Source organism: Actinobacillus capsulatus DSM 19761 (genome assembly GCF_000374285.1).
Taxonomy (GTDB): Bacteria; Pseudomonadota; Gammaproteobacteria; order Enterobacterales; family Pasteurellaceae; genus Actinobacillus; species Actinobacillus capsulatus.
In genome coordinates, this window is sequence record NZ_KB893937.1 from 51,530 (window position 1) to 76,153 (window position 24,624).

The 24,624-nt window shown below is 40.3% G+C and carries 23 protein-coding genes and 1 pseudogene; 11 read left to right on the forward strand and 13 right to left on the reverse strand.

Annotated features, from left to right (window positions below):
• Positions 1 to 31 precede the first annotated feature (31 nt).
• Positions 32 to 1,411, reverse strand: a complete 1,380-nt coding sequence (radA, locus tag C228_RS0106390; protein WP_014991736.1) for a DNA repair protein RadA — start codon at positions 1,409 to 1,411, stop codon at positions 32 to 34.
• 179 nt (positions 1,412 to 1,590) lie between these two features.
• On the opposite strand from radA, the gene C228_RS0106395 reads away from it, so the two are divergent.
• Genes C228_RS0106395 through yacG form a run of 6 tightly spaced genes read left to right on the forward strand, consistent with a single transcriptional unit; the run spans position 1,591 to position 6,124 of the window.
• Positions 1,591 to 2,028 (forward strand): prepilin-type N-terminal cleavage/methylation domain-containing protein, encoded by a 438-nt coding sequence (locus tag C228_RS0106395; RefSeq protein ID WP_018651841.1) that lies wholly within the window; start codon positions 1,591 to 1,593, stop codon positions 2,026 to 2,028.
• A gap of 20 nt (positions 2,029 to 2,048) precedes the next feature.
• Complete coding sequence (locus C228_RS0106400; RefSeq protein ID WP_018651842.1) at positions 2,049 to 3,434, forward strand: GspE/PulE family protein; 1,386 nt, start codon at positions 2,049 to 2,051, stop codon at positions 3,432 to 3,434.
• Positions 3,427 to 4,620, forward strand: coding sequence for a type II secretion system F family protein (locus tag C228_RS0106405; protein ID WP_018651843.1), 1,194 nt, complete (start codon positions 3,427 to 3,429; stop codon positions 4,618 to 4,620). The genes C228_RS0106400 and C228_RS0106405 overlap by 8 nt, the downstream gene beginning before the upstream one ends.
• Positions 4,620 to 5,294 carry an A24 family peptidase gene (locus C228_RS0106410; RefSeq protein ID WP_018651844.1) on the forward strand — a complete coding sequence of 225 codons (675 nt, stop codon included), beginning with the start codon at positions 4,620 to 4,622 and terminating at the stop codon, positions 5,292 to 5,294. Before C228_RS0106405 ends, C228_RS0106410 begins: the two co-directional genes overlap by 1 nt.
• A gap of 21 nt (positions 5,295 to 5,315) precedes the next feature.
• On the forward strand, positions 5,316 to 5,954 hold the full coding sequence (gene coaE, locus C228_RS0106415; RefSeq protein ID WP_018651845.1) for a dephospho-CoA kinase: 639 nt from the start codon (positions 5,316 to 5,318) through the stop codon (positions 5,952 to 5,954).
• Positions 5,936 to 6,124: a DNA gyrase inhibitor YacG gene (gene yacG, locus C228_RS0106420; RefSeq protein WP_018651846.1), complete on the forward strand. Its 189-nt coding sequence runs from the start codon at positions 5,936 to 5,938 to the stop codon at positions 6,122 to 6,124. The genes coaE and yacG overlap by 19 nt, the downstream gene beginning before the upstream one ends.
• A 76-nt stretch (positions 6,125 to 6,200) precedes the next feature.
• On the opposite strand, the gene holA is transcribed toward yacG, so the two are convergent.
• From holA to C228_RS13915, 4 genes are all read right to left on the reverse strand, one after another.
• Positions 6,201 to 7,226, reverse strand: a complete 1,026-nt coding sequence (gene holA, locus C228_RS0106425) for a DNA polymerase III subunit delta (protein ID WP_018651847.1) — start codon at positions 7,224 to 7,226, stop codon at positions 6,201 to 6,203.
• A gap of 108 nt (positions 7,227 to 7,334) precedes the next feature.
• Complete coding sequence (locus C228_RS0106430; RefSeq protein WP_018651848.1) at positions 7,335 to 7,829, reverse strand: LPS-assembly lipoprotein LptE; 495 nt, start codon at positions 7,827 to 7,829, stop codon at positions 7,335 to 7,337.
• A gap of 99 nt (positions 7,830 to 7,928) precedes the next feature.
• Positions 7,929 to 10,514: a leucine--tRNA ligase gene (gene leuS / locus C228_RS0106435; RefSeq protein WP_018651849.1), complete on the reverse strand. Its 2,586-nt coding sequence runs from the start codon at positions 10,512 to 10,514 to the stop codon at positions 7,929 to 7,931.
• A 454-nt stretch (positions 10,515 to 10,968) separates the two neighbouring features.
• On the reverse strand, positions 10,969 to 11,661 hold the full coding sequence (locus C228_RS13915; protein ID WP_018651850.1) for an excalibur calcium-binding domain-containing protein: 693 nt from the start codon (positions 11,659 to 11,661) through the stop codon (positions 10,969 to 10,971).
• Positions 11,662 to 12,045: 384 nt separating this feature from the next.
• On the opposite strand from C228_RS13915, the pseudogene pepE reads away from it, so the two are divergent.
• Both pepE and dcuC read left to right on the forward strand, forming a co-directional pair.
• A pseudogene (pepE, locus tag C228_RS13385) lies at positions 12,046 to 12,726 on the forward strand (dipeptidase PepE).
• A gap of 9 nt (positions 12,727 to 12,735) precedes the next feature.
• Positions 12,736 to 14,034: a C4-dicarboxylate transporter DcuC gene (dcuC, locus tag C228_RS0106450; RefSeq protein ID WP_018651851.1), complete on the forward strand. Its 1,299-nt coding sequence runs from the start codon at positions 12,736 to 12,738 to the stop codon at positions 14,032 to 14,034.
• A 62-nt stretch (positions 14,035 to 14,096) separates the two neighbouring features.
• Here the strand turns inward: dcuC and serS are convergent, their stop codons facing one another.
• The 3 genes from serS to C228_RS0106465 all read right to left on the reverse strand — a co-directional run bounded on the left by serS (position 14,097) and on the right by C228_RS0106465 (position 17,543).
• Complete coding sequence (serS, locus tag C228_RS0106455) at positions 14,097 to 15,404, reverse strand: serine--tRNA ligase (protein WP_018651852.1); 1,308 nt, start codon at positions 15,402 to 15,404, stop codon at positions 14,097 to 14,099.
• A gap of 116 nt (positions 15,405 to 15,520) precedes the next feature.
• The gene (smpB, locus tag C228_RS0106460; protein ID WP_005601189.1) at positions 15,521 to 16,000 is read right to left on the reverse strand and encodes an SsrA-binding protein SmpB; all 480 of its coding nucleotides are present in this window, start codon (positions 15,998 to 16,000) and stop codon (positions 15,521 to 15,523) included.
• 133 nt (positions 16,001 to 16,133) lie between these two features.
• Positions 16,134 to 17,543, reverse strand: coding sequence for a YcjX family GTP-binding protein (locus tag C228_RS0106465; protein WP_018651853.1), 1,410 nt, complete (start codon positions 17,541 to 17,543; stop codon positions 16,134 to 16,136).
• A gap of 66 nt (positions 17,544 to 17,609) precedes the next feature.
• On the opposite strand from C228_RS0106465, the gene C228_RS0106470 reads away from it, so the two are divergent.
• Positions 17,610 to 18,449 carry a CYTH domain-containing protein gene (locus tag C228_RS0106470; RefSeq protein ID WP_018651854.1) on the forward strand — a complete coding sequence of 280 codons (840 nt, stop codon included), beginning with the start codon at positions 17,610 to 17,612 and terminating at the stop codon, positions 18,447 to 18,449.
• A gap of 30 nt (positions 18,450 to 18,479) precedes the next feature.
• Here C228_RS0106470 and C228_RS0106475 read toward each other — a convergent pair whose 3' ends face one another.
• The 5 genes from C228_RS0106475 to C228_RS0106495 are packed head-to-tail and all read right to left on the reverse strand — an operon-like array spanning position 18,480 to position 20,842.
• Positions 18,480 to 18,932 (reverse strand): hypothetical protein, encoded by a 453-nt coding sequence (locus tag C228_RS0106475; RefSeq protein WP_018651855.1) that lies wholly within the window; start codon positions 18,930 to 18,932, stop codon positions 18,480 to 18,482.
• The gene (locus tag C228_RS14100) at positions 18,929 to 19,093 is read right to left on the reverse strand and encodes a YoaH family protein (protein ID WP_018651856.1); all 165 of its coding nucleotides are present in this window, start codon (positions 19,091 to 19,093) and stop codon (positions 18,929 to 18,931) included. The genes C228_RS0106475 and C228_RS14100 overlap by 4 nt, the downstream gene beginning before the upstream one ends.
• Before the next feature lie 16 nt (positions 19,094 to 19,109).
• Positions 19,110 to 19,838, reverse strand: a complete 729-nt coding sequence (truC, locus tag C228_RS0106485) for a tRNA pseudouridine(65) synthase TruC (RefSeq protein ID WP_018651857.1) — start codon at positions 19,836 to 19,838, stop codon at positions 19,110 to 19,112.
• Entirely contained in the window at positions 19,839 to 20,150 is a 312-nt protein-coding gene (locus tag C228_RS0106490) for a YqcC family protein (protein WP_018651858.1), read from the reverse strand.
• A gap of 2 nt (positions 20,151 to 20,152) precedes the next feature.
• Positions 20,153 to 20,842: a Fic family protein gene (locus C228_RS0106495; protein WP_211214897.1), complete on the reverse strand. Its 690-nt coding sequence runs from the start codon at positions 20,840 to 20,842 to the stop codon at positions 20,153 to 20,155.
• 153 nt (positions 20,843 to 20,995) lie between these two features.
• Between C228_RS0106495 and trpCF the strand changes: the two genes are divergently transcribed.
• Entirely contained in the window at positions 20,996 to 22,405 is a 1,410-nt protein-coding gene (trpCF, locus tag C228_RS0106500; RefSeq protein ID WP_018651860.1) for a bifunctional indole-3-glycerol-phosphate synthase TrpC/phosphoribosylanthranilate isomerase TrpF, read from the forward strand.
• A gap of 210 nt (positions 22,406 to 22,615) precedes the next feature.
• Positions 22,616 to 24,619: a bifunctional tRNA (5-methylaminomethyl-2-thiouridine)(34)-methyltransferase MnmC2/FAD-dependent 5-carboxymethylaminomethyl-2-thiouridine(34) oxidoreductase MnmC1 gene (gene mnmC / locus C228_RS0106505; protein WP_018651861.1), complete on the forward strand. Its 2,004-nt coding sequence runs from the start codon at positions 22,616 to 22,618 to the stop codon at positions 24,617 to 24,619.
• Positions 24,620 to 24,624: the final 5 nt, after the last annotated feature.

The window sequence follows — 24,624 nt, forward strand, 5'->3', positions numbered from 1 at the left end:
TTATATCGTAGCTAAATTTAAATTAACGAGATTATAAATTACCAAGTGCATCTAGCGCATCACTTAATTTTTTAACCCCAATCACTTCCATATCTTTTATCGGCTTTTTCGGCATATTACCAAACGGTACAATCGCACGTTTAAAACCGTGTTTTGCCGCTTCGCTAATACGTTCTTGGCCGCTTGGCACCGGACGAATTTCGCCAGCAAGCCCTACTTCACCAAAAATTACTAAGTCCTGTGGTAACGGGCGATTTCTAAAACTTGAGATCAAGGCCAAAATTAAAGCAAGATCGGCACTGGTCTCTGTGACTTTTACGCCCCCAACAACGTTAACAAAAACATCTTGGTCAGACATTTGTAGCCCACCATGGCGGTGGAGTACAGCAAGTAAGAGCGATAAGCGATTATGATCTAAACCGACAGCCACACGACGTGGATTTGCAAGCATTGAATGATCAACAAGCGCTTGAATTTCAACTAATAACGGACGAGTCCCTTCCCAAAGAACCATAACAGAACTGCCTGAAACCAATTCATCACTACGGCTTAAAAAAATAGCGGATGGATTTTTAACTTCTCGTAAACCTTGTTCAGTCATAGCAAACACACCAAGTTCATTTACCGCGCCGAATCGGTTTTTTTGGCTTCGTAATGTTCTGAAACGTGAATCAGATTCACCTTCTAGCAATAATGAGGCATCAATAGCGTGTTCCAACACTTTTGGGCCGGCAAGCGTACCGTCTTTGGTAACGTGACCGACCATAATAATTGCCACTTGGCGTGTTTTCGCATATCGGGTAAGAAATGATGCGCATTCTCGTACTTGAGCAACAGAACCCGGCGAGGATTGAATATCGGATAAATGCATCACTTGAATAGAGTCAATTACCATTAATTTAGGTTTTTCTTGGTCAGCAATATTGCAAATATGTTCGACAGATGTTTCCGAAAGCATTTTCAGATTATCAGTTGGTAGCCCTAAACGATTAGCACGCATTGCAACCTGTTGTAATGATTCTTCACCGGTGACATAGAGCGTCGGTAGCATTTTTGATAAGCCGCACATCACTTGCAGTAATAGTGTCGATTTTCCCGCGCCGGGATGTCCCCCAATGAGAATAGCAGAACCGGGAACCACTCCACCGCCGAGTACACGATCAAGCTCATTAAACCCACTACTAAAACGAGGCACTTCTTGTAAGCTGATTTCGGAAAGTGTTTGTACCTTGCCTGATGTTTCTCCGGCATAACCGCTGAATCGGTCATTTTTGCTTGATTCTTTACTAGAGATTAAGCGAACTTCACTAATTGTGTTCCATGCTTTGCACTCTTTGCATTGTCCCATCCAGCGAGAATATTCTGCGCCGCAATCGTTACATACGTAAGCCGTTTTCGGTGCTTTTGCCATTTTGACCTCTATCTGATTTAAACCGATAAAATCATAGCAAAAAACACTGAGTAAATAAACAGGTGAGAATTTGTTTTTGCGATCCGGATCGAGAAATTGAAGTTCGGTTATCGCATAGATTTAAAACAGCTTGCAAACTAATAGAGCGCAATAAGCGTGGACAAAAAAGGAACTTATAGATGAAACACATAATTAAACCGATACAACAGGCATTTACCCTGATTGAATTAATGATTGTGATTGCAATCATTGCAATTTTAGCAACGGTAGCCATTCCTTCTTATAACAATTACACCAAAAAAGCAGCATTATCCGAACTGTTAGCGGCATCTTCTGCATATAAAACGGATGTAGAAATTTGTATTTATAACACCGGCGAGACAAAAAGTTGTTCTAGCGGAACGAATGGCATTAAGAATGGTGATGATCTTAAAAATTCTAAGTATTTAGCTTCTGTCTCGGTAGCTTCCGGAGTCATAACTGTGAATGGTAAGGGAAGTGTAGCAGGATACGGCTATACACTTACACCGGATTATTCAAATAAAACGTTAACTTGGAAAACGACTTGTTCAGGAGAAGATAAAAGTTTATTCCCTGCCGCGTTTTGTTCGGAATAACGGTATAAGGAGGAAATCAAATGCAGTATTCGGTTTGTGATATGAACAGCCAGCAGCTATTTGAAATTTCGGAATCGTTATGGCAAAAAAATTGTGATGAAAAACATATTTTGTTGCGTTATTTAGCCATTCCGATTCAAGAGAATGACGATACGTTATGGCTTGCAATTGATGATATGAATAATTTAAGTGCTTGTGAAATTTTTGCATTTATTGCGCATAAAACAATTGAACCTGTTTTGATTTCCTCCGATGAATTGAAGTACTTACTTAATCAACTTTCACCTGAACAACAATCCGTATATGAAGAAACCGAGTTAAATTATCAATCTCCGGATAATTTAGAACTACTCAATCAAAATGATCCTATTATTCAGATTTTAGATAATTTATTTAAATTTTGCTTAAAGCAAAATGCTTCGGATATTCATTTTGAGCCACAAAAAGAAAAACTACTGATTAGATTACGTATTGATGGAGTATTGCATATCTATAAAAGTTTATCGTTTAGCTTAGCTAATCGCATTATCACGAGGCTTAAATTGCTAGCTAAATTAGATATTAGCGAAACACGTTTACCACAAGACGGCCAATTTAATTTTAAGACGGTAGCTGCTGAAACATTAGATTTTCGTGTATCCAGTTTACCTACGAGCTTTGGTGAAAAAATCGTTTTACGTTTACAAAAGAATAAACCTACTCATTTCGATTTTTTGGAATTAGGTTTTTCACTGGAACAAAAGCAATTACTACTTACGGCACTACATCAGCCACAAGGACTGATTCTAGTGACAGGACCAACGGGCAGTGGTAAAAGTATTACGTTATATAGTGCGTTAAATTATTTAAATAATAGCGAACGGCATATTCTGACGGCAGAAGACCCGGTTGAAATTGAGATAGAAGGGATTATCCAAACTCAAGTAAATCGTGCTATTCAATTGGATTTTAGTCAATTACTCAGAACATTTTTACGTCAGGATCCGGACATTATTATGTTGGGTGAAATCCGTGATCGGGAAAGTGCCGAAATTGCATTAAGAGCAGCGCAAACAGGACATTTAGTGCTTTCTACTTTACATACGAATGATGCGCCGTCTGCGATTGAGCGTTTACTACAATTAGGGATTAAAGAGTATGAGATTAAGAATTCGTTGCAACTGATTATCGCACAGCGTTTATTACGTAAACGTTGTCCGCAATGTGGCGGAAAAGGATGTGATAACTGTTATCACGGTTATAAAGGGCGAACGGGAATTTACCAATTACTTGCGAAACAAGGTAAATTTTTTGAAAAATCAACCGCTTATTTGGATTATGACAGCTTACGAGCCAGTGCCGAACAAAAGTTAGCGGCTAACATAACAACAGTAGACGAAGTAAAGCGGGTGTTAGGTGATGGTTAGTATTTTTGAATTTCACTGGAAAGCGAAGAATCGTTTCCAACAAAAACAAAGCGGTATTTTATTAGCCCAAAATCATGCTGAGGCAGAACAAAAGCTCTTGGCAAAAGGTTATCAAGATATTCATATTCAACGCAATTTTACTTTTGCTCGACATCCTAAAGCAGATGAAATTACTCAATTTATTACGCAATTAGCATTATTGATTAACGCTTCCATTCCTTTTAAACAAGCGTTAATGATGCAGCAGGAAAATTGTACGAATATTAAATTATATCAGTGGCTACTTGCTTTGAATGCTGCTGTGACATCCGGATATAGTTTTTCTGCAAGTTTAGCGAAATTAGGGCGTTATTTTTCTAAGCAAGAAATCCAATTAATTCGTATTGGTGAACAAAGTGGTAAATTAGGTACTGTTTTGGATAATCTTGCTAAAACACGTAGCCAGTCCGAAAAATTAACGAAAAAAGTTAGAAAAATTATGTTTTATCCGCTGATTGTGTTAGTCATTTCATGTGTATTGACTCTAGGGCTGTTAGTATTCATTGTGCCTCAATTTGCCGACTTATATATGGATAAAGCGCAAAATTTACCATGGCTAACGTCATTATTGTTTTCTCTCTCTGCGTTTCTACGACAAGATGGGGTATTCCTATGCTGTAGTAGTATAGTAGTCGCTGGGGTGTTGCTCTTTTTTGTAAAAAAATTCGGAAATTTGACCGCTTGTCAGATGCGTCTTTTGTCCTATATTCCTTTTTTTAATCAAGTTACTCGTTACACAAGAATTATCTTCTTTAGCCAGAATCTTGCGTTAATGTTAAGTGCTCATCTGCATTTAGAGGTTGCCTTAAACGCTTTTTTATCCGAGAGAATGCATGATCGGTTTTTACAGCAACAAATAAAGTTGACGTTATCTTTATTAAAACAAGGGTATAAATTTTCGGAAGGACTAAATCCGGCTATCTTCACTTCGCAAGTGGTACAAATGATAACGATAGGAGAGAAAAGTGCTAATTTAGCAGCGATGTGTACACATATTAGCGATATTTATCAGCTGAAATTAGATTATCAAATAGATTTGCTTTCACAATTACTGGAGCCGATTTTAATGCTACTTATGGGGATTATTATTGGCACGGTTTTAATTGGGCTCTATTTGCCGATTTTTGATTTGGGGGGACTCGTGTAATGGAAGCAGTCAAATTTAATCAATTTTTTGCGACTATGATTGCATTCTTATTTGCATTTTGGTGTAAACGATCAGTCAAATTATTTGCTAATCATATTAATCAACAAGTTTATCAAGAATACAGTAGTTTACTGCCTCCTATACACAGTTATGATTATTTTAAGCAGCATTCACAATTGCAGCCCAAACAAAGTGATTGGTCTAATTATTTCTTCTGGATTTTTCCATTACTTGCATTTCATATTCCTTCAACAATACTCGCATTTTTATTGATGATTTTGCTATTTTTGAGTGTGTTGGATTATTGTTACTATTTGACCGATATTCGTTATGTCGCAGTACTGTTTGTTTTAGTGCTTGCCTATGATCCAGTTACGGCACATATTGATACTTTACTGAGCTGTTTATTATTTTTTATCTGTCTGCATTATGGGATGTTGTGGCTCTGGAAGAAAGAAGCATTTGGTATAGGTGATAGCTTAGTGATTAGCTCAATTTCTCCTTTGTTTAATATTGATGATATGTTGAAGTTAATCTTATTGGCTTGTGTTTCCGGTTGTATTTATTATTTTGGCTATCAAGCTATAATGAAGCATAATTTAGCAAAATTACCCTTTATTCCTTTTATTAGCTTTTCGACTTTCGTACTAATTATTGATAGAATTTATGTCTAATTGTTAGTATGGGAATCACAAATGACCTATGTAGTTGGTTTAACCGGCGGAATTGGAAGTGGTAAAACGACAGTTGCAAACTTATTTGCTGAACTCGGTGTACCATTAATTGATGCAGATATTATTGCACGCCAAGTGGTTGAAAAAGGTTCTCCACTATTGAGCAAAATTGCCGAGCATTTTGGCAATGAGATTTTAACTTCTCAGGGGGAATTGGATCGTGCTAAGTTACGCCAAATTATCTTTCATCAAGAACAAGAAAAAATATGGTTAAATAACTTATTACATCCTGCCATTCGTCAAGAAATGTTATGCCAAATTCAAGCGTGTTCAGCTCCTTATCTATTATTTGTGGTACCGTTACTGATTGAAAATAACCTCACTGAATTTTGTGACCGAGTATTGGTTATTGATGTAGAGCCTGCTATTCAGCTGGAACGTGCAACCAAGCGAGATCAAAGTAATGTTGAAACAATTAAAAGCATTATGGCATCACAAGTGAGCCGAGAAGAGCGTTTACGGTATGCGGACGATGTGATTGAAAATAATTTACTGCTGGAACAAGGTCTCGAAGTTATAAAAACACGAGTCGCAATGTTACACCAATCCTATTTAGGTTTAGCTCAACAGAAGGAAAACAAATGTCAGAAACTATCGTAAATTGTCCGACTTGTCATCAAGACGTGATTTGGAAGGCAGAAAGTAAATATCGCCCGTTTTGTAGCGAACGTTGTCAATTGATCGATTTGGGTGAATGGGCTAGTGAAGAAAAGCGTATCGTTGCAGTTGAGAATGATGTAATGACTTCGGATTTAGAAGGGCATTACTAACTAATAACGATGACGGAAGCTATTGCAAATTTATCATAAAATTTAACTGCTTGTAGTAGCTTCCGTTTTTATTCCTCTATTCAAAATAGGCTGAAAAGCGTTCTAACTCCAACCAAATTTCATCACTAAAGTCTTGTTTTACTTGCTTTTCCAATTCCGCCAAGCATTGAATAAGTTGATATAGCTTTTTATAAGTTAAGCGCCGCACGACCGTTTGATAAAAAGGACGGCGATTTTGCCAGACCTTCAAACGGTCAAATTCTGCACGTAAATTACCCATATATAATGGTTGATTGCTATTTTGTACCGGTTGCGGAGAGCGGGTTATTTCCAGTAGCACCAGTAGCTCTTTTTGAATAATACGTAACAAGACAACCGGTTGAACTTCCTCATTTTGTAGGTGCTTTAAAATGCGTTCCGAACGGGCAATTTTTCCTTCTAATAACGCATCAATCCATTGAAACGGTGAAAATTGTGCAGATTGTTCTACTACTTCTTTAGCACGAGCCAGTGAAATTTTTCCGTCGTTAAAACGGAGTTGCAGCATCTGTAATGCTTGTTTTAGCGCCAATAAATTTCCTTCATAGCTATAACAGAGCAATTGAATGGCTTTCGGCTCAATCTGTAGTTCCATCGCTTTGGCTCGTTGTAAAAGCCAGTTTGGTAATTTTGCAATTTCCGGTGTTTGGCAATTGACTTGCACAGTTTGCGCTTCAATTTGGCTAAACCATGCTTGTTTTTCCATTGCCTTACTGAATTTCGGCAAGCAGAGAACCAACAATAGATCCGGATGGCTAAAACGGCATAACTCGGCGACATTCTTCATTTGTGCTGCAGTTGGCATTTCCGGCAGGTTGATAATAATAATTTGGCGGTTAAAGAACAAACCGTTTGATTGTGCCGCCTCAAAAAGATCTTCCCATCTAGTGTCATTTGCAATGCTAACTTCTTGTTTTTCATCGAAATCTGCTAAACGAGCAGATTGTACGATGTGATCTTTACTTTCGTTAGTTAGTAGAAGATCGTTACCTGTCAGTAGATAGAAAGGGGAGAGACTTTTTGATAAAACGTTAGGAAGTGCTTCAGGGAAAACTTTTTGCATATTGAAAACCACGGATTACACGGATAAACACGGATTGCCGGTTTGCAAAAAAGCGCAAGAATTTAACCGCTTGCTTGCGTGAAATCCGTGTTATCTGTGGTTAATGAATTATTTAGCTTGATTTAATTCTTTATGTAAGCCAGCCATTTTGATGATAAGTTGGCGAGAAGCTTGCTCATACATATCTTTCATAATCATTTCTTGCTCAGCCGATTTTGCCAATGCAGCACGAGAGTCATCAAAGAAAGTACGGTGAACGGAAACCTCTAACGGATATGCACCTTTTTTCGGTACATCCACGATTGCTTGTACATTTAACGTTAGTAATTTTTCCGCTTCACGTGCTTGTTTAAACACTGAAACGACTTTACTGCTGCTTGAAGCACCAACAAGACGTAATTTAGCGACGCCTTCTGTAGCAGAAACTAATTTCACATCATTAAGCTGTAACTGATGGCGTAATGTACGTGACATATCGCTATGCTGATCAGCACTTTCAAATGTCAGTATACGCAAATCTTGCGGCAGAACTTCATTGTTTTTGAAGTGCCAACTGCAAGCGGTTAAACCGAGAATTGCTAACAGCGTGAGTTTTTTTAACATTGGGAACTCCCATTTAAATTCGTTTGTAGGAGGTACTGGGTACGCCCTTTTCCATCATAATCTACAAATAAAGGGCGAATACAGTTCGCCCCTATGCTATTAGGCTTTTACTGCAAAACTTAACATTTTATACGGTACATAGATTTCTTTCACGATTTCTACGCCTTCTAAGAATTTCGCTACGTTTGCATCCGCTTTCGCAATCGCTTTGACTTCGTCCTCGCTCGCCGTTGCTGGCACGGTTACTTTACCACGCACCTTGCCGTTGACTTGCACCACCACGAGTTTTTCGTCTTCCACCATTGCGGTTTCGTCCGCCTCAACCCAAGGGGCGAAGTCAATCGAGTTTTCATTGCCTAACGCTTGCCACAACTCAAAGCAGATGTGTGGCGTGATCGGGTAGAGCATACGCACCACCGCACTCAACGCCTCCGCCATCACCGCTTTGTCTTGGTCGCTTTCGAGGCTGGCTTTGGTGAGCTTGTTCATCAATTCCATAATCGCCGCAATCGCCGTGTTGAAGGTTTGACGGCGACCAATGTCATCGCTCACTTTGGCGATGGTTTTATGCACATCACGGCGAAGTTCTTTTTGTGCTTTGCTTAAAGCGGTCGGATCGAGCGAAACTTTTGCAGGATCTTTGCGGTATTCGTACACCAAATTCCACACACGCCCTAAGAAACGTTTTGCCCCTTCCACGCCCGATTCTTGCCATTCGAGGGTCATTTCCGCTGGCGAGGCGAACATCATAAACAGACGCACGGTGTCCGCACCGTATTTTTCGACCATTTCTTGCGGGTCGATCCCGTTATTTTTCGATTTGGACATTTTGGTCATACCCGTATGCACCAACTCACGTCCCTCAGGATCGGTCGCTTTAATGATACGCCCTTTGTCGTCACGCTCTAAGGTAACTTGGGTTGGGCTGACCCAAATACGCTCATTGGTTGGGCTGGTGTAGTAGAACGCGTCCGCCAACACCATTCCTTGACACAATAATTTAGTCGCAGGCTCATCGCTATTGACTAAGCCAGCATCTCTCATCAATTTGTGGAAGAAACGGAAATAGAGCAAGTGCATTGTGGCGTGTTCGATACCGCCGATGTATTGATCGACTGGCAACCAATAATTCGCCTCATCGCTGTCGAGCATTCCCTCGTTGAATTGTGGGCAGGTGTAGCGCGCGTAATACCACGAAGATTCCATAAAGGTGTCGAAGGTATCGGTTTCACGCATGGCAGGCTTGCCGTTGTAAGTCGTTTTCGCCCATTCTGGATCGGCTTTGATCGGGCTTTGTACGCCGTTCATCACCACATCTTCGGGTAAAATCACCGGTAGATCCGCCAACGGCACGGTTACTACTTCGCCGTCCTCGGTCGTCATCATTGGGATTGGCGCGCCCCAATAACGTTGGCGAGAAACGCCCCAGTCACGCAAGCGGAAGTTGACTTGACGTTTCCCCACGCCCATTTGTTCGAGCTTGTTGGCGATACCGTTAAACGCCTCATCAAAGCCTAAACCGTCAAATTCGCCCGAGTGGATCAACTTACCGTGTTCGGTAAACGCCGCTTTTGAGAAATCCCATTCCGCCCCATCAAGCGGTGCGATAACTTGCTTAATTTGCAAGCCGTATTTTTGAGCAAATTCAAAATCACGCTCATCGTGGGCTGGCACGGCCATTACCGCCCCCGTGCCGTAGTGCATTAGCACGAAATTTGCCACCCACACTGGCACTTCTTCGCCCGTTAAAGGGTGAATCGCGAACAAACCAGTCGCCATTCCTTTCTTTTCCATTGTGGCGAGTTCTGCCTCGGCCACTTTGGTATTTTTCGCCTCTTGAATAAATTTAGCCAGTTCAGGATTATTTTCCGCCGCCATTGTCGCCAACGGGTGAGCCGCCGCTACCGCCACATAACTCACGCCAAAGAAGGTATCTGGACGGGTCGTGTAAACGGGCAAAGTCGCATTTGAACCCGCGATTTTAAAGGTGATTTCCACCCCCTCAGAACGTCCGATCCAGTTCCGTTGCATTGTTTTCACTTGGTCTGGCCATTGCGGTAAATCGTCAAGGCTATTGAGCAACTGCTCGGCATAATCGGTAATTTTGATAAACCATTGCGGAATTTCACGTTGTTCCACAGGGGTATCGCAACGCCAGCAGCAGCCCTCGTGGACTTGCTCGTTCGCCAACACCGTTTCATCGTTCGGACACCAGTTCACTGTTGAGGTTTTTTTATAGACCAAGCCCTTTTTGTACAACTCGGTGAAGAACCACTGCTCCCATTTGTAGTATTCTGGACGGCAAGTCGTCACCTCACGATCCCAATCGTAAGAAAAGCCCAACATTTTGAGCTGACCTTTCATATACTCAATGTTTTCATAAGTCCATTTGGCTGGTGCGGTATTATTTTTGACCGCCGCCCCTTCCGCTGGCAGACCGAATGCGTCCCAACCCATTGGTTGCAACACATTTTTGCCGATCATTCGCTGATAACGAGAAACCACATCGCCGATCGTATAGTTACGCACGTGACCCATATGTAATTTGCCTGATGGATACGGCAACATTGAAAGGCAATAGTATTTCTCTTTGGTTACATCTTTAACGGCTTTAAACACCTTATTTTCAGCCCAGTATTGTTGAACTTTCGGCTCAATTGCACTTGGGTTATATTGTTGTTGCATAAATTTTGACCTTTAAAACTTATCGAAAAAAATTGTATCTAGCATACCGTAAAAATGCCTTTTTTTGAATGGAAAGCGGTAGGATTTTAGGGATTTTTTGCAAGTTTGTATAAAAACAATGCTCTTTTGGAAAACCAAAAAGGCATTATCTTATCAATTTTTGAGTCCGTAATATTCTGCGCTTGGCAAAACATTCGAAAGCAGAAATTATTTAATTGCTTATCGCTAAATAAGCGCAATAACCGAGGGCGCCTAAAAACATAAAATCAAGAACTAACACATTGAAATTTCCCATAAGTAATAGGTGAGCAGAATAGCATCTTCATAAAGGTGACATAAGCGTTAGATAGAGGTAAGGACTTGTACCAGCATAGAAAATGTACGATATTTATATTTTTAATAACAACAAATTAATGAGAAAAGTTCCCAATTACTGCTATATAGCGAGAACTCGTTAACCGCATAAGCTTTCACAAGGTACTCTATCGCGGTCTCTATCTAAACTTTTCACCCCGCAATGACGTAAATGGTATTTGGCTTTTGCGCAGTTATCCATCTGTTCACAACGACGTTTACTATTACTACATTGGAAAGATAACTCCTCATTTTGGGATTTTTTCAATGATTTTAAAGAAGGTTGTTCATTTCGAACGACTTTCTTCATACTTTGATTTTGGTTTTCTATGACATGGGTATTCTTAGGAGATTTAGAAAGTTCCTTGGTTTTCCCTGAACTATGCGCCACCAAGCGAGAAACGGACTGTTCTTTATTAATTTGTTCAAGATGTTGTGGAGAATAAGAGGAACGGATTGTGATATGAGCTTCATCTTCCGTTGATTCCGCTTTTGGTAATGGTGTTACTAAGCTATTACTTAAATAAGCTTGAGTAGGATTTTCCTGAATAAGAGATTGTGCTGATGTCGGTGTATAAACCGTAGTTCGAGGCACTGTTGGTAAAATTTTGGGGTTTTCCGACTCGACTTTTTCGGGGCCATAGGTAAACAATGACATGCTTGCCATAACTAAACCGAATAGACCACCGCAAGAATGGCTAATAAGTTTATTTTTTCCTTTTGTTTGCAATAATTTAGAAATATAGTACCAAGCGTACCAAAATGTTCCGACAAACAAAAAAAATGAAAGCATTATTAATTCCTATATAAGCTAAAAAATAAAGTAAGCGCCAAAAAAACGGAAATAATTATATTTATTAAGTCGGGATTTCTCAGTTTTTGGCGCAGGAGGTATAAATTAAAAGTTATCGCACTTCTTAAGGTAAGACCTCCGCCTTGACAGCGTTAAAAGTCTATCCCGTTTTTATATTATAAATATTGATTTAAATCAATTAATTTATATAACTTTACAGAACTTTTTTGGTGGTGTGTTTTTGTGAAAAATATTGTTTACAGAACGAAATCCCAACTTATTTTGTGACGAGTATCAAAAAACAATATCTTATTTTTGATTTTTATTTCTATCACAAGATAATAAGGTTTAGAGTTAACAATAGAAGCATCATTATGAAGAAATATGTTATTGATGAGCGGTTCAAAATATAAAGATACAGCTTATTTAGTGCATACTTTGCCTTGGTTAGCACAATTTTTAGGACTATAAAGGCAAGAAAGTAGCTTTTGTGTCTTGTGCAGGCGTATGCCGTTCTTTTGATGGATATGAAATGACCGTAAAAAACGCATTACAAGCTTTAGAGGTTGAAATCGTATCGGTGCATTGAGCCAAATTATCGAACAAGCAGATGTGATTTCGATTGGCGGCGGTAATACTTTCTGCTTATTGAAGCAAATGTATGAACATAATTTACTGGATGCTATCCGAACCAAAGTAAATAGCGGAGCGTCTTATTTCAGCTAGAGTGCCGGTGCAAATGTTGCTGGTAGTTCGATTATGACCACTAATGATATGCCGATTACTTACTCACCGTCTTTTAATGCGTTAAATCTCTTTCCACATCAAATTAATCCACATTTTATTTCCGGCAAAATGCAAGGACATAATGGCGAAAGTCGAGAAGAGCGTTTGGAAGAATTTTTGATCGTTAACCCACAAGCTCAGGTTTATGCACTGCCGGAGGGTACGGCCTTACACATTCAAGGAGAACAAGCGACCGTACTGGGAGCACAAAATATTCTCTGTTTTAGCAAAAATATGCAATTAACAACGCATAGTGTACATTCAACATTTATTTACTAAGGAATTTTTATGGATGAGTTAAAACCTTTTGTTGCTGTGATAGGTATCTTAGCAACGATTTATCTGCTAATTAAAAAATATGAAACCCGAACGGTATTAATTGGTATCGGTTTATTGATGTCAGTAGTGACGCTTAATCCGATGGGGGCATTAGACGCCTTTGCTAAATCAATGACTTCAAGTGGTCTGATTATGGCGATTTGTTCCAGTATGGGTTTTGCTTATGTGATGAAATATACGCAATGCGACACGCATTTAGTTCATTTGCTTACTAAACCGTTAAGCGGTTTGAAATTCTTTTTGATTCCGATTGCAACGATTCTGACTTTCTTTATCAATATTGCAATTCCTTCTGCAGCAGGTTGTGCGGCTGCGGTAGGGGCAACCTTAATTCCGGTATTAAAAAGTGCAAATATTCGACCAGCAACCGCCGGTGCGGCAATTTTAGCCGGTACATTCGGTTCGATGATGAGCCCTGGTTCTTCCCATTCGGCAATGTTAAGTGAAATGTCAAATTTAACCATTACCGAAGTGAATTTAGCCCACGCTCCTTACACAACGATTGCCGGTGCTATCGGTGCGATTGCTTTAACGGTCATGGCAATTATTTTGAAAGATTACGGTGAGGAACACCGTAAAGCCTATTTAGCTGAACACCAAAATGCAGAAACTAAATTTAGCGGCGTTAATCCGTTATATGCGCTCGCACCGTTATTACCGTTAATTATTCTGGTTATCGGCGGTACCGAATTACAAAAAGCGCCGGGCTTAGAATGGGCACAAATGGGCGTACCGCAAGCGATGTTAATCGGTGCGATTTATGCGATTATTGTAACCCGTATTTCACCGGTTAAAATTACCGAAGAATTTTTCAACGGTATGGGTAATTCGTATGCTAATGTTCTCGGTATTATTATTGCCGCAAGTGTGTTTGTCTCCGGCTTAAAAGCAACCGGTGCGGTGGATTCAGCGATTGAATTCCTTAAACATTCAAATGAATTTGTGCGTTGGGGAGCAACTATCGGTCCGTTCCTAATGGGGATTGTTACTGGCTCGGGAGACGCAGCAGCGATCGCATTTAATACGGCTGTAACACCACACGCAATGGAATTGGGTTATACCCACGTGAATTTAGGGATGGCGGCAGCAATTGCCGGTGCTATCGGTCGTACGATGTCACCGATTGCCGGAGTGACGATTGTTTGTGCAGGATTGGCTATGGTTAGTCCGGTCGAAATGGTAAAACGTACCGCACCCGGTATGATTTTAGCAACGTTATTTTTAGCTAATGTAGCGATAAAAAAATAAGCGGTCTGAATTTGCAAAAAATTAACAAATTCAGACCGCTTGTGTTTATTTCAGTAGAGCGATTAAGCCGTAATCACTTCCACGCCGCCCATATATGGACGTAATACTTCTGGAACAGTGATCGAACCGTCAGCATTTTGATAGTTTTCAAGTACTGCAACTAAAGTACGACCAACCGCTAAACCTGAACCGTTTAAGGTGTGGACTAAGCGAGTTTTTTTATCGCCTTTTGCTTTGTAACGTGCAGACATACGGCGAGCTTGGAAATCCCACATATTTGAACAAGAAGAAATTTCACGGTAAGTGTTTTGTGCCGGTAGCCAAACTTCTAAATCGTAAGTTTTCGCCGAACCGAAGCCCATATCGCCGGTGCAAAGTAGAACTTTACGGTATGGTAAGCCTAAAAGTTGTAATACTTTTTCAGCGTGACCGGTTAATTCTTCTAATGCTTCCATTGATTTTTCCGGTGCAACGATTTGTACCATTTCTACTTTTTCAAATTGGTGCATACGGATTAAACCACGTGTATCACGACCGTAAGAACCTGCTTCAGAACGGAAACACGGCGTGTGTGCCGTATAACGTAACGGTAAGCTGTCTTCATCAATAATTTCGTCACGTACTAAGTTAGTTACCGGTACTTCTGCTGTTGGAATTAAGCTGAACGGATGTTGTGTTTCATTAGGATCTTGACCTGTTAATGGTTGAGTATGGAATAAATCTTCGCCGAATTTTGGTAATTGACCGGTGCCGAACAGCGTGTCGTGGTTGACTAAGAATGGCACGTTCGTTTCTACATAGCCGTGTTGTTCAGTGTGAAGATCTAACATAAATTGCGATAAGGCACGGTGTAAACGAGCAAGCTTGCCTTTCATTACCACAAAACGACTAGCCGTTAATTTTACGCCGGCAGCAAAATCTAAACCGTTTAACGCTTCGCCTAATGCCACGTGATCTTTTACTTCAAAGTCAAATTGACGAGGTTCGCCCCAACGTGACACTTCTAAGTTTTCCGTGTCGTCTTTACCTAACGGCACTTCGTCAGCCGGTAAGTTCGGCACAGATAAGAGTAACTCACGAATTTCCGCTTCTACTTGGTCTAAAGCGACTTTCGCTTCGTTTAATTCGTTACCCATATTATCTACTTCCGCTAATAATGCAGAAATATCTTCGCCACGTGCTTTTGCCGCACCGATATTTTTCGAACGGGCATTACGTTCCGCTTGTAGAGTTTCGGTTTTTACTTGAAGTGTTTTGCGTTGTTCTTCCAATGTTTTCACACGCTCTACATCAAGGGTAAAACCGCGTTTAACTTTAAGTGCATTTGCAACATCGTCTAAATTAGTACGAAGAAGATTTTGGTCGATCATTTTTTATTCCTTAATTTTTAATTGTGACTACGGACGGCACAGATGGCTCGGCGATGTAAAAAACGGGTCAAATTTGACCGCTTGTTCCGTGCTTGCTGTTATCCGTAGTTTTGAAATTAGCCACGATTTGCGTTTTTCATAATACGCTGTTTTGCTACTTGCCATTCACGGTCTTTAATGTCTTCACGTTTATCGTGGAGTTTTTTACCTTTTGCCACGCCGACTTTCACTTTCGCCCACGCATTTTTCCAGTAGAGCGATAATGCCACAACTGTCATGCCATCTCGATTTACTTTACCGAATAGCGAATCCAGTTCACGTTTATTCAATAACAATTTGCGGGTACGAGTCGGGTCACAAACAATGTGAGTGGAAGCCATATTCAATGGGGTAATGGTTGCACCGAACAGAAATGCTTCGCCGTTACGAAATGTCACGTAACTGTCACCGATATTCGCCTTACCGGCACGCAGCGATTTTACTTCCCAGCCTTGTAATTCTAAGCCGGCTTCAATTTCTTCTTCGATAAAATATTCATGACGAGCACGTTTATTTAGTGCAATCGTATTCGAAGCTACTTTTGGTTTTTTTGCCATAATTTAAAAAGATTGAGAAAAATTTATAAGATTCTACCGCAAAGCCGCCTAACAGTGAACAGTAACCGTTTAAAATCAAGCAACAAGCGGTTAAATTTGCGAAAAATTTTGCAAAAATGACCGCTTGCCATTGTTATTCCAACATATCCGCCAATAAGAATTGTAACACCGCATCCATACGTAAATGCGGAATCGGTTCACCGTAGGCGAGCGGTTTCGGTTCAAACTGATCGAACTCAAAGCGGTTAAATTGCCAATAATTTGCATCGGGTAAACGGCTTGGTACCGTGCCGGGGTAAAGCGTCACTTGTTTTTTATCGGTTGAACGAATGCCTCGAATCGCTTTAATTTGCGTACCGTTTTGGGTAACCACCACCGGAGCGGTCGCTCGAATTGCCGAAATGGCGTGATAGCCGGTTTCAATACCGTCAAAAGCGGCGTGTCGTCCGCCTTCTTGCACTAACTGACGCATTAAGCTTTCTAAATTTGGCAGTTGATCGCTGGTGATATGATCCGCTTTGGTTGCGACAAATAATAGCTTATCGATATTGGATGAAAACAGACGACGAAACAGCGAACGGTTGCCGTAATGAAAATGCTTGAATAATTGTTGCAAGCCGATTTTCATTTCTAAAAATGCCTCTAAGCCGTAGTTTAACGGCGTTAAGCAATCGGCAAGAATCACTTGGCGGTCGAATTGTGAAAAATAGTCTTCATAAAACGGTTTAACAATCTTTTGTTGATATTGATTGTAACGTTTTTTAAGCATTTGGAACGTGCTGTTTGCCGACGAGTTCTCGAGTTTTTCCCAATCCGCTTCACTTAAATCTAATAACGGGAAGAATTGAAAAACCGGTGCACCCTTTGAATTTTCAGTCGGTAAGACAAATCGTCCCGGCTGAATATATTGCATACCGGCTTGTTTACATTCCAACAAATAAGCAGTGTAAATTTCGCTTAATTCGGCAAGTTGGTTTTCGTCTGCTTTAGCAAAAAGATCTAATTTTTTGACCGCTTGTAACCAAGGCTGTGCCAGTTCCGCACGTTTTCCTTTATGCACTAATTGCTGAGCTTGTGACCATTGTTTGAAAGATTGCGAGAGTAGCGGTAAGTCCAACAGCCACTCGCCCGGATAATCGAAAATATCCAAGTAGAGCGTACCGGTTTCTTTTAAATGTTTGATTAAACCGTCTTGGCGTTGGTAACGGATCGCTAAACGAATTTCACTGATACCGGTGGTGGAAGGCGCCCATACCGGCGGATCGTTTTCTAAACATTGACGGTTTTTATCGTATTCAAAACGGGGAATAGTCAAGTCGCCCTGTTCAACTCGCTTTACCGAAAGGATTTGCCCGTTGCGAGCCGCTCCAAATAAGTTGACGTGCGCATGGCTGTCTTTATTGATATGCAATAGCTGATCGACAAAACTGGTAATAAAGGCAGTTTTGCCGCTACGGCTTAAACCGGTCACGGCAAGGCGAAGATGATTATCTAAACCACGTTGCACAAATTTATGCAGTTTGCTTTGGATTTTGTTAAACATTTCTCGAATACGCTGTAAATTGTTAAAATAAAACGAATTATACAACTAAATAAACGGGATACTTTAATGGAAAATGAAATCGAGCTAAAAATCATGTTAAAAGCGGAGAATGTGGAAGCATTAGCGGATTGGTTTACACAACAGAATGTTTTGTCGCAAGCGACCGATATATTAGGGAACACTTATTTTGATACGCCGGAACAGTTTTTTGCCCAGCAAAAAATGGGGTTGCGAGTGCGTAACCATAATCAAAAGTACGAGATGACTTTAAAAACGAAGGGTGAAGTTGTCGATGGGTTGCATATGCGCCCTGAATATAACTTACCGTTGGAAAGCTATCAGCCGGATTTCAAGCGGTTAAATTCGCACTTTAATTTGCAAATCTCACAAGCGGAACAGATTGCGCAGCAACTTTCGCCAACTTTTAGTACCGATTTTACTCGCCGTAAATGGCTAATTAAGTGCAATCAATCGCAAATTGAAGTGGCATTGGATCAAGGCATGATAAAAAATGGTTTTGGTGAGGAAACGATTTGTGAATTGGAGTTGGAACTTAAAAGCGGTAACCTAAATGATATCTTGTTGTTATTAAAGCAAATGCCACGTAAAGACGGTATGTGGTTTAGTAATTTAAGTAAAGCGCAACGAGGCTATTTAGTTGGACAAGTGGTTAAATTTAAGCAACAAATTAGCAAAGCGATCGAGAATAGTTCCGGTGAGGCATTACTGCAACAATTAGCGGATTATATTCGTACCGTTGAACAAGATTTAGAAGTATTAGATTACTTTAAGCAATTAGCGGGTTTGCCACTGAACAGTTGGGCAGAAGCGCAGCAATATTTAACAAGCAAAGCCTATTTTGAAGAGAATCTAGCAAAAATCGAACAACGTTTATCAAAAAACTAAAAAATGCCACTACATTGAGTGGCGTTTGGTTTATTTTACAACTTCAAACGGTTGTGGAGGGAATACTACATCATTCACTTGAATTGTTAAGCTATATTTCCCTGTCGGGTCAGTCTTTTCAAAGCTCCAACATTTATCTAAGCGTTCGTTATTCGAACCTTTTAATAATGTGGTAATACGGTGGGTTTGTTGATCGGATGTCGAGACCACATTACCGTCTTCAGACGTTACTTTTAAGGTTGAAGGGGCTTGTAAAACTTCAATCACTTGGTTAGACGCTTTAAACGGCATATTAAATGCAACCCAACAGAGTTGGTGTTTTTTGCTGAGTGAAAGCTGATTGTTCGCTACCGGGCTTGGTACGTTGCTGCTCATATCCAACACTTGCATTCTCAGCATTGGTTGAGTGTTAACCGCCGGTTTGGTTTCTGCATAGCTTGAAACGCTCATTGCTGTGAGTGCAAGTGCAAATAATTTTTTCATGAATTGTTCTCCGATGTATTTTTCTGATGAGCTTCTCTTAAACGATTGGCAATAATTTGAATCGCTTTGCCACTGCTTACGCCTTGCGCCATCAGTTCTTGAATTTGTTCCACAGCAGCTTGTTGCTGTTCATGGGTTAAAGAAAGTAGAGCATTATCCATATAGAATCCTTAATGTCTAATAAAAATGGCTAAATTGCCAATTGAATTGCATAAACAAACGTTGCCATTGTTCATCAAGCGGTGCAAAAATTTCGATTTTTTGCGCTGTTTTCGGATGTGTAAATTTCAAAAAATGCGAATGTAGCATTAATCGGTCACAACCGGTTTTCTCGGTTAAAGTACGATTTTGGTGCAAGTCACCGTATTTGGTATCGCCCATAATCGGATGAAATAAATGCTTCATATGGCGGCGTAGTTGGTGCTTACGTCCCGTTTTCGGTAATAATTCAACCAAACTGTAACGTGCCGTTTGGTGTTTACCTGCCGGATAAGGCATTTCGACACTTGCAAGATTTTGGTAAAAAGTGACCGCTTGTTGGGCTTCTTTCGGCTGAGAAAACTTATCGGCAATTTTGTCTAGAATTACTTTTAATGGATAATCGATCTCGCCTTTGTCGAGCAGATAGCCCCGCACCACTGCTAAATAGCCTTTTTCCATTTGGTGCTGTTCAAATTGTTCACTCATTAGGCGAGTCATTTCACTATTTAATGCAAACAATAACACACCGGAAGTCGGGCGATCTAAGCGATGAATCGGGAAGACGTGCTGACCGATTTGATCACGTAACGTTTGCATTGCAAACTGCGTTTCGTGTTTATCCAGCCATGATCGGTGAACTAACATTCCAGCCGGTTTGTTGATAGCAATCAGTTCATCATCACGGTATAAAATTTCCAGTTCCATTTAGTCCTTTAATAATAATTCAATCAATAACACTGGCTGATGAATCGCTTGTAAATAGCTTTCGTCTTTTAGGGCTTCTTCCAAGTAAGGCGTAATTGAAAAGTTGCGTGGTAAATCTGCACCAGCATCTAAAAGCGCGTGCATACGAGGAATAAAAATCCATTGTAACCATTGAGTCGGGCTAAGCGTTCCGATACAAAACGGCTGATCGTTCGCTAAGTCTTCCAAGCTCGGCGCAACCGCATCCCATTGCTTGTGCGTACGCAACGCAATTTCTAAATCGGTTAAATGTTGTCTAACTTTGGTTTTCATATTTAATTGAGTTCGTTAATCCAGTTCGGGTAAATAAGGTTTAAGGTGCGTTCCATTGTTTCATAAACGGCTTTCGCAATAAACTCCGTGATCGGTTGATAATTGCCTAAATCACCTAACGCCAATGCACGATAATAGTCAGCTCGATTCTCAGCTTTTAAAATCGTCACTTGGAAACCTGCTTTCATTAATTCTAAATTCATCAATAAACGTCCAGTACGTCCATTACCATCAATAAAAGGGTGAATTGCCACAAATTTGTTATGTAGCATCGCAATGCGTTCAATAGGTTCTAATATATTGAGGTTTTCTTGGTTCCAACGCATTAATTCTTCCATTTGCGGATGAACTAAAAAAGGTTGTGGAGGTTGATGTTCCGCGCCATTAATGACGACTGGTACATTACGGTATTGTCCGGCTTCTCGTGCATTATCGGTTTTTTGTAGTAACAAATAGTGGAAATTTTTTATTGTCACTTCTGTCAGCGGTGCATTTTCTTTTACGAGATCGATTAAGTAACCAATCGCCTCTTGGTGATTAATAATATCTAAATGATCCTTAAAAGGCTTTCCGTTAGCGGTAATGCCACTTTCAAGTAACACGCGAGTTTCAAATATATCTAATGTATTTCCTTCTATCGCATTGGATTGCTGATTATATTTCAGCATTAAATCCGCTTGAATGTTTTTCATTACAGCAATATTGAGAGGACGATGCTTATCAAGCAAAGTACGCATTTTATGAAGTTTGGTAATAAGCATAGTGAATTTATTGATAAATAAAAATAAGTGCCGTATTCTAGCATTATCTGTGTTATCCACCAATTCATAATAAAAAGAGAAAATATGCAAAATCAGCCAACTATTCTGCAAAAAATCGTACAAGATAAAGCTGTTTGGGTCGAAAACAAACAAAAAACTTTTCCACTTTCACAATTCCAACAGCAAATTGTTACTGCTGATCGCAATTTTTATGCGGCATTAGCGACAGCTTCGCACCAAGTGCCTGCATATATTTTAGAGTGTAAAAAGGCTTCACCTTCCAAAGGACTGATTCGTGCCGAGTTTGATTTGGATGCGATTGCGCAGGTCTATAAACATTACGCTTCCGTCATTTCTGTGCTAACTGATGAGCAATATTTTCAGGGCGATTTTCGTTATATCGATCAGGTCAAACGCCAAACAATGCAACCAATCTTATGCAAAGATTTTATGATTTCGCCGTATCAGGTGTATTTGGCTCGTTATTCGAATGCGGATGCAATTTTGCTGATGTTATCGGTAGTTGATGACGAAACTTATCGCAGATTGGCGGATTTAGCTCACTCTTTAGGGATGGGGGTTTTAACCGAAACTAGTACGGATGAAGAATTTGAGCGAGCGTTAGCATTGGGTGCAAAAGTGATTGGCGTGAATAACCGTGATTTGCATACGCTGACGGTGGATATGAATCGCATTGTGCGTTTGGTAGAAAAATATCAGGATCAAATTCCGGCAGATGTCCGTTTGATTTCAGAATCAGGTATTTATGATCATTCACAGGTAAAAGCAATTAAGCCGTTTGCACACGCATTTTTGATCGGTAGCAGTTTGATGGGTAGTACGGATTTAAATAATGCGGTACGTTCTGTTATTTTCGGTGAAAATAAAGTGTGTGGTTTAACCCGTACACAAGATGTAAAAGCGGTGTATGAAAACGGCTTTTTATATGGTGGATTAATTTTTGCTGAAAATTCGCCTCGTCAGTTATCGTTACGTCAAGCGCAAGAATTAGTGGTGAATGCGCCATTACATTATGTCGGCGTATTCCAAAATCAAGCGGTCGAATTTGTCGAAAAAATCGCAAAACAGCTTGAGTTATATGCGGTTCAGCTACACGGCTCAGAAGATGAAGCCTATATTGCTGAGCTCTCAGCAAAATTAGCCGGAAAAACGCAAATCTGGCAGGCAATTTCGATAGATGTTCAAGCGGAAACAGTTGAATATCACGATAATCCGCTCGTGGCACGTTATATCCTTGATAGCAAAAATGGTACGCAACAGGGAGGTACCGGTAAAACATTTAACTGGCAGCTCATTCCGAACGAATTAAAACAAAAAGCAATGCTTGCCGGTGGCATTTCAGCTGAAAATATCGAGCAGGCACTCGCGCAAGGTTGTTTAGGTGTCGATCTCAATTCTGGTGTAGAGCAGCATAAAGGCGTAAAAGATTTAGCAAAAATGACCGCTTGTGCAGAGAAAATTCTCAAAGCCTAAGAAGTGTGATAAACTTTGATCAATAATGTTTAACAAAGAGAGGACGAAATGGGTACTTTAGGTTATTCAATGATGACTGTTGTAGCAGCATTAGGTATGATCGTAGTTTTCGCTTACAACATCTTCTAATCTGTTACTGCAGAAAAGCACGGAAAGCACAGAATATTATCAGTAACTTCCGTGCTTTCTGTTTATTTTGTGGTAAATGTTATGAACAAACTCACTTTTGCATCTCTTTCTTTCAATTCAAATAATACCCCCGTTTCCGAACAATTTGACGATATTTACTTCTCCACCCAAGACGGTCTTGAAGAAAGTTATTATGTTTTCCAAGAAGGTAACCAGCTTTGGCAAAAATGGCAAACTCATACGAGTGAATCTTTTGTGATTGCCGAAACCGGTTTTGGTACCGGGCTTAATTTTTTAGCAGTTGCCGATAAATTTCAGCAGTTTTTAAGTGAGTTCCCCAATAGCAAACTCAAACGTTTATATTTTATTTCGTTTGAAAAATTTCCTCTTACTTCCGAGCAATTAGCGACCATTCATAAAAATTACCCGCAATTTGCAAAACTTTCGCAGAAAATGACTGCTTGTTGGCAACCTCGCCAAGCCGGTTGTCAGCGTTATCATTTCGAGCAAATCTATCTTGATGTATGGTTCGGCGATATGTTGGAGAACTTACCGCAATTAGGCGATTTATATAGCAATCGAATTGATGCGTGGTTTTTAGACGGTTTTTCACCGGATAAAAATCCGGAAATGTGGAATAAAACGCTTTATCGCCAAATGTTCCGTTTAACGAAAAATGGCGGTAGTTTTGCGACCTTTACTGCTGCAAGTGCAGTAAGAAAGGGCTTACAAGCGGTCGGATTTGAGGTCAAAAAACGTAAAGGTTTTGGCAAAAAACGAGAAATGCTGTGGGGTGAAAAACCGCAACAAAGCGAAACGGCACTGGTAAATTACCCGTATTTTTATAGCAAGCCGCAAACAGAAGCAGACGATATTGCGATTGTCGGTGGTGGTGTAGCCAGCTTGTTTGTTGCATTATCACTGCTTGAAAGAGGAAAAAAAGTCACGCTTTATTGCAAAGACAGTGCGCTAGCACAAAATGCTTCCGGAAATTTGCAAGGCGCGATTTACCCGCAACTCAGTGACGATGACGAACGTAATATCCGTTTTTATGTGCATTGTTTCGATTATGCGTTGCAACGTTTGGCACAAATTGAACCGCTTGTTGAGTTTGAACACGCCTTAACCGGTGTGGTGTTATATGCCTATAACGATAAGACGGTGAAAAAATTGGAAAAAATGGCTCGGCAAACTGATGATGAAAGTTTGTTTAGGCTATGTAATGCGGCTGAGTTAAGCGAAAAAATCGGGCTTAAAGTGCCGAATGGCGGTGCATTTATGCCACAAAGCGGTTGGTTATCGCCGATACAGTTTGTACAAGGTACGTTTGCTTATTTACAAACGAAAGGATTACAGATTGTGCTAAATCACGACGTGAAAGATCCGCAATTTAGTGAAGGGAAGTGGCAGTGGCAACACAATGGCGAAACGTTTGGTCATCAGATTTTAGTGTTGGCAAACGGGCATACACTTACGCAATTTCAGCAAGCTCAGGGGATTCCGCTGTATCCGGTACGTGGGCAAGTCAGCCAGATTCCGACCACACCGGCTTTGCAGCAACTAAAATGTGTGGTGTGTTATGACGGTTATTTAACACCTGCTTCTAAAGCGAATACCCATTGTATCGGTGCCAGCCATGTGCGTGATAATGCCGAAACACATTTTTCACCGGAAGAACATCACGAGAATGTCGCAAAACTTCAGCAAAATTTGACCGCTTGTGATTGGACGAACAATATCGATCTTTCACAAAATTTAGCTAAACAAGGGGTGAGAGCAGCACTGCGAGATCGTGTGCCGATGGTTGGACAAATGCCGAATTTTAGCGCTCAAAAAGTACAATATCAGAATTTGTATAATCAACTACGCCGTAAACAAGCGGTCGAAAATGCGGAAAATTTTGCAAATTTATATCTGGTGAACGGCCTAGCTTCTCGAGGTTTAACTACTGCACCGTTATTAGGCGAGCTGTTAGCGAGCCTGATTTGTCATGAGCCGTTACCAATTAGCGAAGATATTTGGCATGCACTTAGCCCAAATCGTACTTGGATACGAAAATTGTTGAAAGGCTCAAAAGTAGAATAGTTAAA

Bases quoted from the DNA above. Each gene is read 5' to 3' on its own strand.
- C228_RS14100 (WP_018651856.1), bottom strand. From the start codon at position 19,093: ATGGATAATGCTCTACTTTCTTTAACCCATGAACAGCAACAAGCTGCT.
- trpCF (WP_018651860.1), top strand. From the start codon at position 20,996: ATGCAAAATCAGCCAACTATTCTGCAAAAAATCGTACAAGATAAAGCT.
- C228_RS0106465 (WP_018651853.1), bottom strand. From the start codon at position 17,543: ATGTTTAACAAAATCCAAAGCAAACTGCATAAATTTGTGCAACGTGGT.
- C228_RS0106470 (WP_018651854.1), top strand. From the start codon at position 17,610: ATGGAAAATGAAATCGAGCTAAAAATCATGTTAAAAGCGGAGAATGTG.
- coaE (WP_018651845.1), top strand. From the start codon at position 5,316: ATGACCTATGTAGTTGGTTTAACCGGCGGAATTGGAAGTGGTAAAACG.
- C228_RS0106405 (WP_018651843.1), top strand. From the start codon at position 3,427: ATGGTTAGTATTTTTGAATTTCACTGGAAAGCGAAGAATCGTTTCCAA.
- dcuC (WP_018651851.1), top strand. From the start codon at position 12,736: ATGGATGAGTTAAAACCTTTTGTTGCTGTGATAGGTATCTTAGCAACG.
- C228_RS0106410 (WP_018651844.1), top strand. From the start codon at position 4,620: ATGGAAGCAGTCAAATTTAATCAATTTTTTGCGACTATGATTGCATTC.
- C228_RS0106475 (WP_018651855.1), bottom strand. From the start codon at position 18,932: ATGAAAAAATTATTTGCACTTGCACTCACAGCAATGAGCGTTTCAAGC.
- serS (WP_018651852.1), bottom strand. From the start codon at position 15,404: ATGATCGACCAAAATCTTCTTCGTACTAATTTAGACGATGTTGCAAAT.
- truC (WP_018651857.1), bottom strand. From the start codon at position 19,838: ATGGAACTGGAAATTTTATACCGTGATGATGAACTGATTGCTATCAAC.
- radA (WP_014991736.1), bottom strand. From the start codon at position 1,411: ATGGCAAAAGCACCGAAAACGGCTTACGTATGTAACGATTGCGGCGCA.
- leuS (WP_018651849.1), bottom strand. From the start codon at position 10,514: ATGCAACAACAATATAACCCAAGTGCAATTGAGCCGAAAGTTCAACAA.
- C228_RS13915 (WP_018651850.1), bottom strand. From the start codon at position 11,661: ATGCTTTCATTTTTTTTGTTTGTCGGAACATTTTGGTACGCTTGGTAC.
- C228_RS0106430 (WP_018651848.1), bottom strand. From the start codon at position 7,829: ATGTTAAAAAAACTCACGCTGTTAGCAATTCTCGGTTTAACCGCTTGC.
- holA (WP_018651847.1), bottom strand. From the start codon at position 7,226: ATGCAAAAAGTTTTCCCTGAAGCACTTCCTAACGTTTTATCAAAAAGT.
- yacG (WP_018651846.1), top strand. From the start codon at position 5,936: ATGTCAGAAACTATCGTAAATTGTCCGACTTGTCATCAAGACGTGATT.
- C228_RS0106400 (WP_018651842.1), top strand. From the start codon at position 2,049: ATGCAGTATTCGGTTTGTGATATGAACAGCCAGCAGCTATTTGAAATT.
- smpB (WP_005601189.1), bottom strand. From the start codon at position 16,000: ATGGCAAAAAAACCAAAAGTAGCTTCGAATACGATTGCACTAAATAAA.
- mnmC (WP_018651861.1), top strand. From the start codon at position 22,616: ATGAACAAACTCACTTTTGCATCTCTTTCTTTCAATTCAAATAATACC.
- C228_RS0106395 (WP_018651841.1), top strand. From the start codon at position 1,591: ATGAAACACATAATTAAACCGATACAACAGGCATTTACCCTGATTGAA.
- C228_RS0106495 (WP_211214897.1), bottom strand. From the start codon at position 20,842: ATGAAAAACATTCAAGCGGATTTAATGCTGAAATATAATCAGCAATCC.
- C228_RS0106490 (WP_018651858.1), bottom strand. From the start codon at position 20,150: ATGAAAACCAAAGTTAGACAACATTTAACCGATTTAGAAATTGCGTTG.